Annotated in this window: 16 protein-coding genes; 8 read left to right on the top strand and 8 right to left on the bottom strand. The window is 45.5% G+C overall.

Features of this window, described 5'->3' with window-relative positions; translation table 11 throughout:
- Positions 1-291 precede the first annotated feature (291 nt).
- The 4 genes from QUA47_RS06190 to QUA47_RS06175 form a co-directional block, all read right to left on the bottom strand.
- Positions 292-1,005, bottom strand: a complete 714-nt coding sequence (locus QUA47_RS06190) for a ParB N-terminal domain-containing protein (RefSeq protein WP_333430091.1) — start codon at positions 1,003-1,005, stop codon at positions 292-294.
- A complete protein-coding gene (locus QUA47_RS06185) occupies positions 1,005-2,507 on the bottom strand; it encodes an AAA family ATPase (protein WP_333430090.1) in 1,503 nt (500 codons plus the stop codon). Before QUA47_RS06185 ends, QUA47_RS06190 begins: the two co-directional genes overlap by 1 nt.
- A 182-nt stretch (positions 2,508-2,689) precedes the next feature.
- Complete coding sequence (locus QUA47_RS06180) at positions 2,690-3,742, bottom strand: fatty acid desaturase (protein WP_333430089.1); 1,053 nt, start codon at positions 3,740-3,742, stop codon at positions 2,690-2,692.
- 257 nt (positions 3,743-3,999) lie between these two features.
- Positions 4,000-4,281: a hypothetical protein gene (locus tag QUA47_RS06175; protein WP_333430088.1), complete on the bottom strand. Its 282-nt coding sequence runs from the start codon at positions 4,279-4,281 to the stop codon at positions 4,000-4,002.
- 120 nt (positions 4,282-4,401) lie between these two features.
- On the opposite strand from QUA47_RS06175, the gene thrC reads away from it, so the two are divergent.
- Together thrC and purU are read left to right on the top strand one after the other, a co-directional pair.
- Complete coding sequence (gene thrC / locus QUA47_RS06170) at positions 4,402-5,526, top strand: threonine synthase (protein ID WP_445302488.1); 1,125 nt, start codon at positions 4,402-4,404, stop codon at positions 5,524-5,526.
- Positions 5,527-5,786: 260 nt separating this feature from the next.
- A complete protein-coding gene (gene purU / locus QUA47_RS06165; protein ID WP_333402157.1) occupies positions 5,787-6,641 on the top strand; it encodes a formyltetrahydrofolate deformylase in 855 nt (284 codons plus the stop codon).
- 136 nt (positions 6,642-6,777) lie between these two features.
- Here purU and QUA47_RS06160 read toward each other — a convergent pair whose 3' ends face one another.
- Together QUA47_RS06160 and QUA47_RS06155 are read right to left on the bottom strand one after the other, a co-directional pair.
- On the bottom strand, positions 6,778-7,767 hold the full coding sequence (locus QUA47_RS06160) for a mechanosensitive ion channel family protein (protein ID WP_333430087.1): 990 nt from the start codon (positions 7,765-7,767) through the stop codon (positions 6,778-6,780).
- 309 nt (positions 7,768-8,076) lie between these two features.
- Positions 8,077-8,709, bottom strand: a complete 633-nt coding sequence (locus QUA47_RS06155; protein ID WP_190662902.1) for a hypothetical protein — start codon at positions 8,707-8,709, stop codon at positions 8,077-8,079.
- Between the two features lie 150 nt (positions 8,710-8,859).
- Here QUA47_RS06155 and QUA47_RS06150 point away from each other — a divergent pair, with 150 nt between their 5' ends.
- The 3 genes from QUA47_RS06150 (at position 8,860) to QUA47_RS06140 (ending at position 11,531) form a co-directional block, all read left to right on the top strand.
- Complete coding sequence (locus QUA47_RS06150; protein WP_333430086.1) at positions 8,860-9,885, top strand: YihY/virulence factor BrkB family protein; 1,026 nt, start codon at positions 8,860-8,862, stop codon at positions 9,883-9,885.
- A 231-nt stretch (positions 9,886-10,116) separates the two neighbouring features.
- Positions 10,117-10,779, top strand: coding sequence for a hypothetical protein (locus QUA47_RS06145; RefSeq protein ID WP_333284101.1), 663 nt, complete (start codon positions 10,117-10,119; stop codon positions 10,777-10,779).
- Between the two features lie 92 nt (positions 10,780-10,871).
- A complete protein-coding gene (locus QUA47_RS06140) occupies positions 10,872-11,531 on the top strand; it encodes a hypothetical protein (RefSeq protein WP_333430085.1) in 660 nt (219 codons plus the stop codon).
- Positions 11,532-11,684: 153 nt separating this feature from the next.
- Here the strand turns inward: QUA47_RS06140 and QUA47_RS06135 are convergent, their stop codons facing one another.
- Positions 11,685-11,918: a hypothetical protein gene (locus tag QUA47_RS06135; RefSeq protein ID WP_333430084.1), complete on the bottom strand. Its 234-nt coding sequence runs from the start codon at positions 11,916-11,918 to the stop codon at positions 11,685-11,687.
- A 215-nt stretch (positions 11,919-12,133) separates the two neighbouring features.
- On the opposite strand from QUA47_RS06135, the gene QUA47_RS06130 reads away from it, so the two are divergent.
- From QUA47_RS06130 to QUA47_RS06120, 3 genes are all read left to right on the top strand, one after another.
- A complete protein-coding gene (locus QUA47_RS06130) occupies positions 12,134-12,298 on the top strand; it encodes a ribbon-helix-helix domain-containing protein (protein WP_333430083.1) in 165 nt (54 codons plus the stop codon).
- Between the two features lie 53 nt (positions 12,299-12,351).
- Positions 12,352-12,558, top strand: a complete 207-nt coding sequence (locus QUA47_RS06125) for a ribbon-helix-helix domain-containing protein (RefSeq protein ID WP_333430082.1) — start codon at positions 12,352-12,354, stop codon at positions 12,556-12,558.
- Between the two features lie 35 nt (positions 12,559-12,593).
- Positions 12,594-14,089, top strand: a protein-coding gene (locus QUA47_RS06120; protein WP_333430081.1) for an IS5 family transposase whose coding sequence is annotated in 2 segments (ribosomal slippage) — positions 12,594-13,859 and positions 13,862-14,089 — 1,494 coding nt in all. Because the reading frame shifts where the segments join, the coding sequence is not laid out codon by codon here.
- A 234-nt stretch (positions 14,090-14,323) separates the two neighbouring features.
- On the opposite strand, the gene clpB is transcribed toward QUA47_RS06120, so the two are convergent.
- Complete coding sequence (gene clpB / locus QUA47_RS06115; RefSeq protein ID WP_333430080.1) at positions 14,324-16,939, bottom strand: ATP-dependent chaperone ClpB; 2,616 nt, start codon at positions 16,937-16,939, stop codon at positions 14,324-14,326.
- Positions 16,940-17,109: the final 170 nt, after the last annotated feature.

The raw sequence follows: 17,109 nt of genomic DNA, 5'->3' as shown, positions 1-17,109 counted from the left end.
CTAAAAAAGCTACTGTGATGAGTTTAACTGGCTGTGGGACACCAAGGATACAGTGCTTTACTCATCTTTACTTTTTTTGGCGTCAGGGCGATCGGGCTGGCGTTGCGAGTTGCGATCGCAATTCGATTTATACGATAGCCAGCTTTAATATCCCCTTTATTCTTTAGTCTCCAGCGAGAGGGGCGAAAGTTTGTGTAGGATGGGTTTCAACCGCCGAGTCATATCGGGTTTTTCAACTTTTGTCGGGCGGGCTTTGAGCGCCCCAAAAATGCAATTGAGATGGCTGAAAGCTTATAAATATTTTTGCCACTTGTCAATAAGCTTAATCATTGTTTTCTCGCCTAACCCTTTACCTTTCATGCGTTCCAACACATTTTCAAAAGATGCAAACTGCTGCAAATCTCGCTCTTTGATGATTTGTTCTATTGTTTGAGCTTTTATGCCAGCATTTTTCAAATTTGTAGCCAATTTGAATTTATCTTGAGTGTTTAGTGCTTCCAACAGCGGAACAGGTTTGGGAATCCGACTTTCAACATCTTTAACCCTCTCTATCAGCGCCTGTTTTTCCCGCGTATACTCGGCTTTCAATTCATTAATTCTGTTTTCCAATCGAGTTTCAATATTTGTCAGCCGCTGTTCAAAGCTGGAGGACTGTTGGGGAACCTCACTTACAATTTTATTCTCAGTGCTTGCGGTTTTTCTGAGAATTTCAAGTTGTTTGAGGAGAAGCTCTTCATTTTCTTCTTCCAGGATGAATGCTCCGATTGTCTCGCCTTTTTGAGGTTCTATTTCCTTTGCTCTCGCCGCCGCATAGTATTCAAAGTCTCCGTCTACTATCTCGTAGGCATCCATACCGTTTCGGCGGACAATTATTGGGTTAATCAATCCTCCTGACTCTAAAATCAATCTCGCTAATTTCTCCAAATCAGCCTCGGCAAAATTTGAACGGGGTACTGAGGATGTAATTTTTTTAACTGCAACCAGTGACGGAGATAATTTTTTCATTAGTTTTTACCTATTTTTTCCAAAACTTCGAGTGCTAGCATTTCAAATTCTTGGGATGCGATGCAATCAGGCTTAAAGTCTAGCACTGAAATGGGATCGGCGATTTCCATATTTCCCACGATTTGAAATTGTTCTGCACACTTTGCTAAATCGTCTCTCTCGTAAATTACGCTGTCCATGATTTCAAAGCCGTAGCGTTTGGGAATTGCCTCCCTCCGCTTGGGCAAACTGTACTGTACAAATTTACTATTAGTTGAGATTTTGCAAGAGAGTACGCCTAAAACTTCTAGAGGTTTCTTGCCAATTTGTTTTTTGAATCCATTAACTTTTTTAATAAAATCCTTGACATTAATCAGTCCTTGATTCGCAAAAGGTTTTAAGTCAGAAGGAATAATTAAATAATCGGCCGCAATTAGGGCAACTCTAGCATAAAAATTCAACGATGGCGGCGTATCGATCAGTACAATATCATATTTATTCTGTACTTCTGCTAGTTTCTGAATTAAAATCATTCGGCTGTAATCTAGTTGATTGAGTTCCATTTCATATTGCATTAAATCAATGTGGGAAGGAACCACATCTATTTCTGGATGGCAAAAATTAGACTTGCGAGCTACTTGTGCAATCGAGAAAAAGTCTTCTGATTGCAAAACTTGAAGAATATTATTATCTTTCAAATCATCTTGTTCTTCATCCTCAAATTTTACTAAACCCGTCGCAAAGGTTGTATTAGCCTGACTGTCTAAGTCTATCACCAAGACTCTCTTACCTTTCTTGCTCAGCGCAGCAGCTAAATTGACTACTGTTGTAGTTTTGCCCACGCCACCTTTGTTATGGTAAACTGCAATAACTTTCATACTATTTTGCCTTTTTTGGGGAACGGTTACATCGGATTTAACTTGAGGCTTAACTGGATAATTTTCAGGTATTTGTTCCGGTTCAGAGATTTGACTTGGCTCAGGTTCTGCGGTGGCGGGATTCTTTGGCTGTACTGGGACTTCGCTAACTAACTCAGGACTAACCAAATTAATTTTACTATCTTCCAGTTCGAGATTATCGGGATTTTTTATAAATCTTAAACGATCTCTGCCAATTAAAGCGATAATTTCATCAATTCTATTTTCAATGTCTTGTCCAGCACACTTAAATACTAGCGGAATATCATCGGCTACTCTTTGGTAAATTCTAATTTCTTTACCGTTAGTTATGAGTCCGTAGCTGATGCTCAAACTTGTTAAATAGCGATTGAGTTTTCGTAGGTGGCGGTCTAAATTTTCCTTCGGATGTTTTGCCTCCATGACTACACTCATCGGCGAGTCTGCATCGACAACTATGGGGATAACTTGGGTTGCAAAGGAGAGGAAGTCTAGACGAATATTCCCAAATGCTATTTCTTGGTGCCAAGTGTCGGGCGTATAGCCTAACTTTGGTAGCAGATAGCTGACAATGAGTTTGCTTTCTACTTCGCTTTCGTTGCGACAGTTATTGGGATTGAAAGTCATTCGATTTTAGATTGTAGATTTTAGATTTTAGATTGGGAATGACTGATTTAATAATGGTACGGATTTTGATATTGACAGTAGGGCGCGCATTCCGCCCCTTACAAAGGCTATGGGTTGTAATATCGAAAAACCCGGTTGTGTTTGACAAACCGGGTTTTTCGGGGAGTGATCGCGCTTAAAAACTACTTGTTTTGAGCGTTAAATTCCTGCAATGTCTGATAGCCGCCAGCCGGATCGTATAGGTGACAGTTGTCGGCAATCCGCTTCATTAAAGACCAAGAAAATTCTGTTTCGTAGAGATGATCTTGCCAATTTTCCTTTAAGCTGCTGTGGGCGAGGCGCAAATTGTACCAGGGAATAGCAGTTGAAAGGTGGTGGGGAACGTGCACGTTAATGTCGTGGCACAGAAACTCTACCCAGCGGGGATAATCGCAGTGAACTGTTCCCGATAGTTGCGCTTGGGCTTCGTCCCATTCTTCCGGTTCTTTAAATGAAATGTCTGGTGCTGTGTGGTGGACGATCGTAAAAGTGCTCATCCAGAAATGGTAAACCAGCCAGGGCATCAACCAAAATTTGACAAATCCCCAAATGCCTGTGGTTGCAATTAAAACCGGGAATCCGATCGCAGCACCGATTAAAACGACAAAAACTGAAAACCGCACTTGTTCTTGTTGCTGTTTGCCTTTGAAGCGCCACCACATAAAGTGCACTTTTGCCCAGTGGGCGATCGAGCCGATCCACCACATCCGACCGAATATTAAACTATAAGCTATTTGTAATGCCTTGGGAGCAGCAGCGTAGTCTTCTGCTGTCATCGGTTGCCAAGCATTATCCTCGCCAAGTTTGTTGGTGTGTTTGTGGTGGTAATTGTGGCCGTGCCGCCATGCGTGAAACGGATAAATTAACGGCAAGAATGCGAGATGTCCGACTAAATCGTTTACCCAGCGGCGGTTAGCAAATGACCGGTGCCCGCAGTCGTGCCCGATCACAAAAAAACCGGTTAATCCGGTACCTGTGAAAATCCACATTAGGGGTAGTAGAAACCAAGGAGAGACTGCTATGCCCCAGTAACCGACCGCAACTAAAAGAACGTTGACGATTACTTTTGTCCAAGCTTTGCGGGGGTTTTTGACGAATACTTCCCGCGGCAGGGTTTTGAGAATATCTTTCAGGCGCAGGTTGGAGGTGTCACTTGCGGATGTCAAATTTAGTGGTTTTTCGATCGATGCTGTCATAAACTGATTTCGATTCTCCGTATGCCATGAGGATGGCTTAACAAATTAGCGCAATAAAAAAGCGCCGTAAAAGGTCAGCTCGTTGCCAGCAAGCAGCAGACGAGTTGAGCTGTAGGCAAGCGCGTTTTAGCAAAAGCTAGCGATCGCTATCCGCAGTTAGGAATTTCTAGCACTTTTGGCAAAAAATACTGCGGGTAGCAAAACATTCGTTTTTATAACACAGGGGCAGCACAATTAGCATTAACGACTGTTGTCTGCTAATTGCTGTTGCTGCCAGAAATGGGGTCGAGAGCCCGCAAGCCAGCGATCGAGCGTTGCTGTTTGAGGCTTTGCACTTCCAGCAGCAAGGATTCGATTTCCGCTTGCAAGTGCAGGAACTTAACTTGCTGATCGGCTTGGTAGGGGCACTTCACCAAATCTACTTTGCGGGCAAAAGTGGTCGATAGGGTAGAAGAACTAGCCATTTCGGGATTGCTCGCGGTAACTTGAGGCCGGGAAAGAGTGGATGAATTATTTGACATTAGTAATTGAGTAGACATATCTACACATTCACACCATTAAGTTACTTTAACCTGAACCGATCGTATTAAACATCAAATTAACCGATCGAGCTAAAATTAGTGTAAATTCCTTAGCCATTGCCTAAAACCATTGACACCGTGACCCTGATTCTACCTGCTACTGACTCTGCTGCTAACTCTGCTGCCCGCGCCGCCTCGCCCAAGCGCTACGGCTGGCCCGGCTTGATCGAAGCTTATCGCCCCTACCTGCCGGTCACAGAAACCACACCGGTAGTGACCCTCCAAGAGGGCAATACTCCCCTGATTCCAGCACCGGCGATCGCCTCTCTCATCGGTCGAGACGTGCGCGTCCTGGTCAAATACGACGGCCTCAACCCCACTGGTAGTTTCAAAGACCGGGGGATGACAATGGCGATTTCCAAGGCGAAGGAAGCTGGTGCCGAGGCAGTAATTTGTGCCAGTACCGGCAATACTTCGGCCGCCGCCGCCGCCTACGCCCGACGCGGGGGGATGCGAGCTTTCGTGTTGATTCCCGAGGGTTACGTGGCTTTGGGCAAGTTGGCGCAAGCTTTGCTTTACGGTGCGGAAGTCATTTCGATTGGCGGAAATTTCGATCGAGCCTTAGAAATTGTCCGCGAAATGGCTGTTAACTACCCTGTGACCTTGGTAAATTCGGTGAATCCTTACCGCTTGGAAGGTCAGAAAACCGGGGCTTTTGAAGTGGTGGACGCTTTAGGCGACGCCCCCGACTGGCTGTGCATTCCCGTCGGAAATGCGGGAAATATCACAGCATACTGGATGGGTTTTTGTCAATACCACCAAGCCCAAAAATGTTCGCGCTTGCCACGGATGATGGGATTTCAAGCCGCCGGGGCTGCGCCTTTGGTAACGGGCGAGGCTGTGGCGAACCCGGACACCCTGGCGACGGCAATTCGGATTGGGAATCCGGCTAGCTGGAAACAGGCGATCGCAGCTTCCGAAGCCAGCCGCGGCGGTTTTGCCGCAGTCACCGACGCCGAAATTCTGGACGCTTACCGTTTGTTAGCATCGCAGGAAGGGATTTTCTGCGAACCCGCGAGTGCAGCTTCTGTGGCCGGTTTGCTGAAGGTAAAAGACCAAGTTCCAACTGGGGCGACGGTGGTTTGCGTGCTGACTGGTAACGGTTTGAAAGACCCGGATACCGCAATTAATCACAGCAACAATCTGTTTAAAAGTGGCATTGCTCCGACTTTGGATGCAGTAGCTGGGGCGATGGGATTTTAGAAGAAGGAAGACGGAACAGGGAAGAAGGAAGAAGGAAGATCGAAACAGGCAAGATGCCTGTTCCACTCTCCGTTAAAATCTCTTGTGGGGTGGGCATCTTGCCCGCCCGTAAGCCCATAGAAACACGCAAGATGCTTGTTCCACTCTCAGTTAAATCCATTGTGGGGTGGGCATCTTGCCCGCCCCTAAGCGTATCAATAAACCCCTGTGAGATCGCTTTTTTCTCGATCGACTCAGCGAGACAATTTTGTCATTATATTATGACTAGCCCTACTGCAACCCTGTTAATTGCCTGTCCCGATCGCAAAGGACTCGTCGCCTTACTTGCCAATTTTATCGCATCCCACAATGGGAATATTATCCACGCGGATCACCATACAGATTTTACCGCTGGATTATTTCTAAGCAGGCTAGAATGGCAATTAGATGATTTTGACTTAACCACCGAACAAATAACGCCTGCTTTTAGTGAAATAGCCAAGGACTTACAAGCCAACTGGCAATTGCATTTCTCCCATCAAATTCGGCGGATCGCGGTTTTTGTAAGCCGTCAAGATCATTGTTTATTAGACTTGATTTGGCGACAGCGAGCGCAAGAAATCAGAGGTGAAATTCCGCTGATAATCAGCAACCATCAAAATTTAAAGCCTGTTGCCGCACAATACGGTATCGACTTTGAGTATATTCCCATTACTAAAGACAATAAAGCTATTCAAGAAGCACAACAGTTAGAAATTATTAAAAAATATAATATTGATTTAGTAGTTTTGGCTAAATATATGCAAATCTTGAGTCAAGACTTTATCAGAAAATTTCCCAATGTGATTAATATTCACCATTCATTTTTACCCGCGTTTGTGGGTGCAAACCCCTACGGAAGGGCTTATGAAAGAGGGGTAAAAATTATCGGTGCAACAGCCCACTACGTTACACCAGATTTAGATGCTGGCCCGATTATCGAACAAGATGTTGTGCGCGTCAGTCACCGCGATGAAGTGTCTGATTTGGTTCGCAAAGGTAAAGATTTAGAAAGAGTTGTGTTAGCAAGAGCCGTGCGATATCATTTACAAAATCGTGTTTTAGTTTATGGCAATCGGACTGTGGTTTTTGCTTAAAAATTAGGCATGAGATCAATCGGGTTTGTTACTCCTTCGATCGCTCGGTGATTAATATAAATTCCAGTTGCACGAGCCAAGTGCAGCGAATCCCAAAGTTTGCTCCACTGGACATTTTTCATGACTTGTGACGCGGTTAAGATTTTCCGTTGCCGTCTTGTTGCGATCGCCCTTGGGTCAGTTTCCGCACAGAGCCACTAATACGACGAGGTTTCGGAACTTTACGTTTGCCTGCTGGCCATCCTTCACGCTGCTCGGAGCGATCGCCATCGGTTTCTTCGGTTCGATCGTGCAACAAGATGTTCCGCGTGGGATAAGGCAAATCGATGCCGTTTTCCACATATAGCTTTTTTTTAATAGCACAAATTACCTTGTCGCGCGATCGCAGATCGTCAATTCGGCGCGGCGGAGCAATCCACCACCGAACGCGGAGATTGACCGTACTTTCTGCTAGATCCATCGCCAGCACATCGGGTGCAGGAGCTTTTAAAACCTCCTTCAGGCTGTACAGTGCTTCTAGGATTAACTGCTTGGCGTGGTCAATATCGTCGCCGTAACCAATACTAATATCGTATTCCATGCGGCGTTGATCGAAAGCGGTATTCACTGTCACCGTATTCGTAAACAATTCGGCATTAGGAATGACAATCCGCCGACCATCATAAGTTTGGATTGTGGTAGCGCGGGTCTCAATATTTTCTACCGTTCCCTCAAAGTTTTTAAACACAATTTGGTCATCGATTCGGAACGGTTCCGTCAACAGAATTAGGATACCGGCTAAAAAGTTTTGCAAGATCTCGCGAAATGCAAAACCAATCGCCACCCCGCTAATTCCCAGCAATTGCACCAAATCCCCAGCTTTCAATGTAGGAATTACAATCGAAAGAGCAATAAATAGACCGACTAGAACGATCGTACCCTGCGCCAACCGTCCTAACACCAGCCCCAAATTTCGAGCTTGGTGGTGGTTGCGGGTAACTCGCCTGACCACTCTCTTAATTTGCCTACCCACAAAGTAAAAAATTGCAAAGACAATTAATGCCAGCACAATATTGGGCAGCATGATCATAAAGCTGTCGATCATGCTCTGAATCTTTTTCCAGACTATGGATATCTCTGCCTTCATGAAGTTTCCTCGCGCATCAGCCGTTGTCGATAGTAGTAAAATTTAGCTCGATTAAGTTCTATCTAAAGGCTGTAGATTACTACGACGCGAGGCAGATTTTTTGGCAGTTTTCAAAATTTTGAATGCGGATTATAGGTTGGGATATAGTACAGTTAAATCGATTAGTAAACTTCCTGTAGGTGCGGAATAATAAAGAAGCCGATGAATTAATGCCGCTTAATTGCAGGAAAAACAAAAACAAGGAATCGCTGACTAAATCCCACCTGCCGATGGTAATCGCCATGCCGACACTTCCTGAATTTTTAACTCCTAATTCCCAAAGGGCGGTAAATCGAGTAACTGATTTTTAGAAGGTGGAAGCTGGGCGGGTTTTTTGCCTGGGGCGGAAGTTTGGCGGATTTCCAGAGCTGTTTCGCCAGGATTTGCAGTGCGAGTAGGTACTATCTCCAAAGAATATACTGTCTCGGTTTTTGCAGGAGCGGGATTTTGGGCTTTCGTGAGCAAGTCAACAGCATCTCCGAGGGCGCTAGTTAAATTTTTGCTAGTTTCGGCGTGACGGGCTTCTTCTTGTTTGAGGGCTTGAGTGAGTTGTTTAACTTGTTCGATCGCCCGATCGCGCTCTTCGAGAACTTCTGCTAACTTAGCTTTAAGTTCGCCTACTGTTTGCAGTTGTGCGATTTCCTGCTGGCGAGCAACCCCAGCATCATCCTCTTCGGGCACAATGGGGGAAAAATTTTGTAACTGCTCTATTTGTGCTTCCAGAGAAGCGATGATTTGTTGAGTTAATTTAGCATCATTCCGCCGCTGCTCGGCTTCGGTATTGTAGAGTTGGCGCCACTGAGCCGCACTTTCACCGGCCTCATCGCGATCGCGCGAAACTTCTGTTAACTGCTGTTGCAGCCGCTTGATTTCATCTAACCACTGTCTGACATCCTGAGCCATATTGATTTTAGATTTTAGATTTTAGATTTTAGATTTTAGATTAGCAACGGCAAATTGGTAATGGCTTAATTAATTAACGCTCCTTATTTCCAGTTGCCCGATCGTCCTGCATCCATTTTCCCTTTTCTAGTTCCCCCTCTCCTGTGCGCTATGAACATTTCTTACTCGTTGCGCTACCTGATTTTAGCTTTGTTTAAGGCGCTTTTAAGCTTGCTTCGAGCTCTCAAACGGAAATTTGGGGGTTTTTGGCTGTTTTGTCGGTGTTTGACTTGGGGTACGCTCAAGGAAGTCGGGGCGAAGGCGGGAGAGCAGCGTTTGCCGGGGCTGTCTGCGGAAATGGCCTACAATTCTATGCTGGCGCTGTTTCCGGGGCTGTTGGCCATGTTATCTGCGATCGCTCTCTTTGAACCTTTGCAGTCAACACTTTATCAACTCGCCCGTCTTTTGGGCGAAGTTATACCCGATGACGTGCGGAATTTGATTGCTGGCTTAATCAAAGAAATTCTCTTAACTCGGAGTAAAGGGCTGTTTTCAGTGAGCTTTTTTGGGGCGATTTGGATATTTTCTGGAGTAATGAGCGCCGCGATGGCTGCACTCGATCGCATCCATGAAATCCCGATCGATCGAACTAGACCATTTTGGAAAGCCAAACTTATTTCTCTGGCGCTGAGTATCGGTACAATAGTGCTGTTAATTCTAGCATCGGGAGTAGTATTTGTCAGCGACTTAATTGTACAAGCTATTGCCCGCCAGAGTTGCCTGCTGGAGTCGGTCGCCAATTGCGATTTAAAAGATGTCCAAAATTGCTTGCTCCTCGCCGGCAATTGCCCTTTGGAGTCGCAACTGTTAGGTGCTTGGCGGCTGTGGCGGTGGCCGATTTCTTTGGGAATTGTATCACTGGCTTTTGCTTTTGTTTACCGCTACGGGCCTAGCCGCCGTCAACCAGATATTCCTATTTTTTCGGGAGCTGTTTTGGCTGCTATTTTGTGGGCGCTATTTTCAGCTTTATTTCGGTTTTATGTTTTGCATTTGGGCAATTTCACGTGGACTTTCGGCACAATCGGAAGTTTTATTGTGTTGCTGCTGTGGCTGGAGATTTCTTCTTTGGTGATGCTGATAGGCGCTCAGTTGAATGTGACAGTGGGAAAGGCTATGAAACAATCAAAATTAAAATAATTTGTTAATTTTGAATTGTTAATTGTTATTTGCCGGATGCTGGCTTACCTACGGAGTAAAGTGCTGAGAATGCCCGCAACAAAAGAAAGAAAAATCAGTATCCAAATGACACCACCGGGAATGAATGTCAAGAGGCCAACACCTCTGAGAATCCAAACTAGGAGGGTGAGGCCCAGGATAGTCAAAAAGATGCGGGTAGATAGTCGCATTTGAAATCTAGGAGAATTAGTCATGTTGAATGTTAAAGTTTTGTCTGGATCAATGATAGCTGCTTTGCTGGCGATCGGCAGTTACCTCACCTTAATTTCCACTCCCGGTTCCACTGTTGCGCTGAGGGCTACAAATGTGCTAGGAGAAGCGGCAAATGCTGCTCAAAAAACACCTTCTGCAAATTTAACAATTTCCGATCGCACAATTGGAGCGGCGAAGGTGGGGATGACTTTCGGACAATTGAAAAAGACTTTGGGTTCCACAGCACAGTTTAAGGTACAGTCTCCTTTTATGGTAGACTTTGATGCTGTGGCTGTCAGTCAGTCGGGAAAAGTGCAATATCGGATTATCTATGCTGCGGGTACAAAGCTAAAAGATACCGATGTCATTGAACTTTTGATGACTGACAATTCTAGTTATAAAACAGGTCAGGGCGTCGGGCCGGGAATGACTTTGAAACAAGCTGAGGCAATTTACGGCAAGGCGACTTTATCTTATAACGTGGATAATGAAATGAGAGAAGGGGTTGTATTTGCCAAGCAACCCACTAGAAACATTATGTTTGTTCCCAAGGCTGAAGGGAAACAATTTGCGGGAGTTTATGGCGCTGGTCAAGGGGGGTTTTATCAGACTAATAAGTATCAGCCGAATGCTGTGATTAAGTCTGTGATGGTGCGGCAGTAAGTTATCAATCCTGGACGAAAAACCCCGGTTTCTTAACGTAAACGAAAAAGATACGGGTAGATAGTCGCATTTGAAATCGGGGAGAATTAGCCATGTTGAATGTTAAAGTTTTGTCGGGATCAATGATAGCTGTTTTCCTGGCGGTCGGCTCTTATCTGGGAGCACTATCGAGGCCCGGTGCCGCTGTGGCGCGTGTGGGTACAAAGGCGCTGCCAGAAGTGGCAAAGGTTGCTCAAAAAACACCTTCTGCAAGTTTAACAATTTCCGAGCGCGGAATTGGAGCGGCGAAGCTGGGGATGACTTTCGGAGAATTGAAAAAAGCTTTGGGTTCCACGGCACTGTTTAAGGTAGAGCGTGTTATGGTAGACTTTGAGGGTGTGGCTGTCAGCCAGTCGGGAAAAGTGCAATATTGGATTATTTATCCTGGTCGTACAAAGCTGAAAGATGGGGATGTCATTGAAGAGTTGATGACTGACAATTCTAATTATAAAACAGCTCAGGGCCTCGGGCCAGGAATGACTCTCAAACAAGCTGAGGCAATTTACGGCAAGGCTACTTTAGGTTATAACACGAGCTATGAACCGGTCGAAGTACTTGTCTTTGCCAACCAACCTAATAAAAAAATTATGTTTGCTCCCAAGGCTGAAGGGAGGCGATATGCGGGGATTTACGGGGCTAGTCAAGGCAGTTTACATCAGACGAATAAGTATCAGCCGAATGCTGTAATTCGCCAGGTGAGGGTGGTGAAGTGAATTAGTAGAGACAGAAACCCACAGTTTTAAAGACTCAGGCTACACAAACCAAGTCCGCCTGCGCGGGTTCAAGAAAGAAAGGACGATCGCACTTATCAAAAAAAGTGCGAGCGCAAATCTTTATTTAACTGAAATCGCCGCGAAAATTACCATTTATAACGCGCTGGTGACGGGATTGGAAGGGCAGCCCAACCCCGATAAACTGTGACTGTCCCCACTGCGATCGAACACAACCTCAAACTTGACGTGAGGTATAGTTTGTTGCAAAAACTGAAAATGCCCGTCTGCATCTGAACGACTGCGGAAGCGGGCAACAATAATCCATTGCTGAGTGGGTAACAGACGGGCGATCGCCCAACAACACAAGCGTTGTTTGTATGTCATCATAGAATTTGTCTCCATTGAATGTTGGAGCCAGAGCCAGCCCGGAACCTTGGACAGTAAGGGGCTGGCTTTTGACTTGTTAGGGCTTGAGCCTTATATACACTAATAGCATAAGTTGATGTCATTGACATCAAATGACACAAAAAGAGATCAAAGGGTGTTGGAGTGTAAGATTGAAGACAATTGAAGTAAAACCATGCCTGCCAATGCCTTCACGAATGCGAGTCACAGTTACACTGCCAGAAGACGTTCATCAAGCCTTGTCCGAATGGGCCGAAGAAGAAGATAGAACGCTCGCAAACCTGCTTTCCCATGTGGCAGCTAAAGCAGTCAGAGAACGCCAAGAGCAGAAAAAAGATAAATCAGAAACCGATCGCCCTTAAGCGATGGCCACGGCGTAAGATGGACTGTGTTGAAATGTTTTGCAGTACAATGAATGGCTTCACGGGGACGAGTTACCGCATACTTGCCAGAAGAGATTCAAAAAGCTCTCGAAGAATGGGCAGAAGAAGACAGCAGATCCGTTAGCAGTTTGGCCACCTACCTGCTGACTAAATCGGGCTTGCTGGATAAGTGCAGAAAGGTTACACGGCTTGGTTATGCGATCGTCCGATCAAGGAAAGTGTGCAAGATAAACAGGTAAAATAGTACAAAAGCCTTGCATCACCCAGTGCGATCGTGTACAGAAAAGCTGAGCTTGCCTCAAGTCCCCCATCCGAGTTTGAACTGCCCTTTGGAGGAAGGTTGTCATCAGACAACCGTTGGGTAAAAATGGCCGAACTAATTCCGTGGTCAGAGTTTGAAGCAGAATATGCCCAAAACTTCCCCACAGAAAAGGGCGCACCAGCCAAATCATTTCGGATGGCATTGGGAGCATTAATCATCAAAGAAAAACTGGGAATTAGCGATCGCGAAACGGTAGAACAGATTCGCGAAAACCCCTATCTGCAATACTTTATCGGTCAATCAAGCTACAGTAATGAACTCGCATTTGACCCATCTCTATTAGTACACTTTCGGCAACGAATCAGTCCGAACCTCATCAATAAAGTCAACGAACGCATGGTCGAAAAAATGCGCTCTATCACCCCAATCAAACCCGAAAAAAAAAAGGCTTCGGACGGCAAAAATGAGTCACCCAATCGCGGTAAGTTGATCGTAGATGCTCCCTCGGCCCCAGCCGATATTAGTTATCCGACCGACTTAGGACTATTAAACGGAGCCAGAGTTCATACAGAAAAAATCCTAGACATTCTCTATAAACAAATCAAAGAAAAAACCCATAAAAAACCAAGAACCTACCGTAATCTCGCCCGAAAAGATTACTTAGCAGTAGCCAAACAAAGACGATCCACCCGAAACAAAAGAAGACAGGCAATTAAAAAACAACTTCAGTACATCAAAAGAAACCTAGCTCATATTGAACAGCTAATCGATTTAGGTGCGACCCTAGAAGGTCTGAATAAAAAGCAATATAAAACTTTGCTAGTCCTCACAGAAGTCGCTCGCCAACAACAGTGGTTATTTGACAACGATAAACAGAGTATTGAGGATAGAATAGTAAGTTTAAGTCAACCCCATATTCGTCCTATAGTCAGAGGAAAAGCCGGGAAAAGCGTAGAGTTTGGAGCCAAACTGTCAGCCAGTTGTTTTGAAGGATATGTATTTTTAGACCGGATGAGCTGGGATAACTTTAACGAATCAGGGGACTTAAAAGCACAAGTAGAAGCTTATTATAGATTTACAGGATATTATCCAGAGTCAGTTCATGCAGATCGCATTTATCGTACAAGATCAAACCGAGCGTGGTGCAAAGAAAGAGGAATTAGGCTCAGTGGGCCCCCTCTAGGAAGACCCCCAGCAAAGGTGAGTAAATCAAAAAAGAAGCAAGCGTTGGAAGATGAGAGAATTAGAAATGCAATTGAGGGCAAGTTTGGGGCTTGCGGAAACGAAGATTCGGTCTAAATCGAGTGATGGCAAAACTTGATAATACATCTGGTACAGTTATTGCAATTAGTTTTTTGGTAATGAACCTTGCTACCTGGTGGCGTCGGCTTTTTTGTGTGTTTTTATGTCTATTTGGAAAAAGAACACCTGTTTTTGGGTGGAAGATAATCCCCACTTATAAATGGGGTGACTCGATACAGAAAAAACTTATATTTAACTCTGTTTGAATATATCGATCGCTCCTGTTCTTAGTTTGCGATCGATTATTCAGCAAACCCTAAATCTGTTCGAGAACGCCAAGAACAGAAAAAAGATAAATCAGAAAGCGATCGCCCTTAAGAACGATCGCCCGCCATCCCATCCGCGTCCATCCGCGTCCATCCGCCTACATCTGCGGTCAAAAAAAGAACCATCGCCTCAAAAAAATAAGGTGGGCCGCAGCCCACCCTACTTAACTTAAATTATTTCGCAGTCACCAACTGTGCCGGCAGTCGCTTAAACGCCAACCTTTCATTCTCGATATCCACAAAAATGGTATCGCTGTCAGCAAAATCTCCCCGCAAAATACCCTTCGCCATTTGCGTTTCCAACTCGCGTTGAATTCCCCGCTTCAATGGCCGCGCACCGTAAACCGGATCGTAACCAATTTCTGCTAAGAAGTCGATCGCAGATTCCGACAGCTTCAGAGACATTTTGCGATCGGCTAACCGTTTTTCCAAGCGCTTCACTTGCAACAGCACAATCTGCCGCAGTTCGGTCTTACTCAAACCGTGGAAGATAATCATCTCATCAATCCGGTTCAAGAATTCCGGGCGGAAAGTTCCGCGCATCGCTTCCATCACCCGACTCCGCATTTGTTCGTTATCTCCCGCCACATCTAAAATGTATTGAGAGCCGACATTCGAGGTCATAATAATCACAGAATTCTTAAAGTCTACCGTGTGACCTTGAGCATCGGTAACGCGGCCGTCATCCAGAATTTGCAGCATGATGTTGAATACATCAGGGTGCGCTTTCTCGATTTCATCAAATAGAATGACGGAGTAAGGACGGCGGCGCACAGCCTCCGTTAATTGTCCGCCTTCATCGTAGCCGACGTATCCCGGAGGCGCACCAATTAACCGCGAAACCGCGTGTTTCTCCATGTATTCCGACATATCAATTCGCACGATCGCTTCTTCCGTGTCGAACAGATAAGACGCTAATGCTTTGGCTAATTCGGTTTTACCCACACCCGTGGGGCCGAGGAAGATAAAACTCGCAACCGGACGATTTGGGTCGGCTAAACCTGCGCGCGATCGCTGAATTGCATCTGCAACCGCCGTCACCGCTTCATCCTGTCCGATTACCCGCTTGTGCAGTTCATCTTCCAAGTGCAGAAGTTTCTGCATTTCCGATTCAACCAACTTGCTGATCGGAATTCCCGTCCACTTAGAAATAATCTCCGCAATGTCGGATTCGGTGACTTCTTCCCGCAGCAGAGTTTGACCTGTGGTTTGAGTTGCTGTCAGTTGAGATTCTGCTTCTTGCAGTTGTTTTTGCAACTGAGTTAACGTGCCGTATTTCAACTCAGCAGCGCGGTTCAGGTCATATTTTAATTCAGCTTGCTGAATTTCAATATTCACCTTATCAATCTGTTCTTTAATCTTTTGAATGCTGCCGATGACACCTTTTTCCGATTGCCACTGGGCATTCAAAGCGTTTTGCTGTTCCTTGAAGTTGGCTAAGTCTTTTTCCAGTCTTTCCAAGCGTTCTATCGAAGCAGAGTTACTTTCTTTTTGCAGCGACAGTCTTTCCATTTCTAGCTGCAAAATCCTGCGGTCGATTTCGTCTAGTTCTTCCGGCTTGGAGGTAATCTCCATTTTGAGTTTAGCGGCTGCTTCGTCCACCAAGTCAATGGCTTTGTCTGGCAGAAAGCGATCGCTAATATATCGAGTAGACAAAGTAGCCGCCGCCACTAGGGCGCTGTCAGAAATTTTCACGCCGTGGTGAACTTCGTAGCGTTCTTTCAAGCCCCGCAAAATCGAGACAGTATCTTCAACTGTCGGCTGGTCAACATAAACTTGTTGAAAACGGCGTTCTAGTGCCGCATCTTTTTCGAGGTACTTGCGGTATTCGTCGAGAGTTGTAGCGCCGATACAGCGCAATTCTCCCCTCGCTAACATGGGTTTTAGCAAGTTGCCGGCATCCATCGAGCCTTGAGTTGCGCCGGCACCGACAACGGTGTGAATTTCATCAATAAATAAGATGACTTTGCCGTTACTATCCATCACTTCTTTGAGTACCGCTTTCAAGCGTTCTTCAAATTCTCCCCGGAATTTTGCGCCGGCAATTAACGCGCCCATATCTAAGCTAATTAATTGTCTGTCTTTGAGAGATTGCGGCACATCTCCGGTGATAATTCGCTGGGCGAGTCCTTCGGCGATCGCAGTTTTGCCGACTCCCGGTTCCCCAATCAATACCGGATTATTTTTGGTGCGACGGCTCAAAATTTGAATCGTGCGGCGGATTTCGTCATCCCGTCCGATTACCGGATCGAGTTTGCCTTGACGCGCGGCTTCAGTCAAATCTCGGCCGTATTTTTCCAGCGCTTCGTATTTGCCTTCTGGATTTTGATCGGTCACTTTGTTCTTCCCCCGGACTTGGGTAATGATATCTTTGAGCTTGCCTTCATCTAGTTTAAATTCTTGTAGTAGGTTTTTGCCAAAACGATCGTCCTTAACGTAACCTAGTATCAAATGCTCGATCGAAATAAATTCATCGCCGTAGTCTTTGCGATAAGTTTCGGCGCGATCGAGCAAAGTGTCGAGAGAACGACCTAGATAAACGTTGCCGCCGCTTCCTGAGATTTTCGGCTGGCGGCTGATAAACTCATCAGTGCGATCGCGCAATTTTGCTACAGAAACTCCCGCTTTGTTAAATAAGCTGCTAGCGAGCCCCGATTCTTGTTCCAGCAAAGCTTTCATCAAATGTTCGCTTTCTAGCTGCTGCTGCTGACCTGCTTTGACGATTTCGGGGGTGCGCGCGAGGGCTTCCCAGGCTTTTTCTGTAAATTGGTTTGGATTATTCGGTTGCATAAATTTTAATTCCCTGAATTGAAAATGATGGCTGCTGTAGGGGCAATTGCTCGCTCGCCCGTACAATTGTCATTTTAGGGAGTTGCGGAGGGGGGGCGGATCGGTGTTCCCCTATCTGTAGATAGGTATTTCCGTCCTTTGTCGCAGTCTCTGGCAGCCAAAAGCAAACT

The organism is Microcoleus sp. MON2_D5, from assembly GCF_036701905.1.
Taxonomy (GTDB): Bacteria; Cyanobacteriota; Cyanobacteriia; order Cyanobacteriales; family Microcoleaceae; genus Microcoleus.
This window is presented reverse-complemented; position numbering and strand designations above follow the sequence as displayed.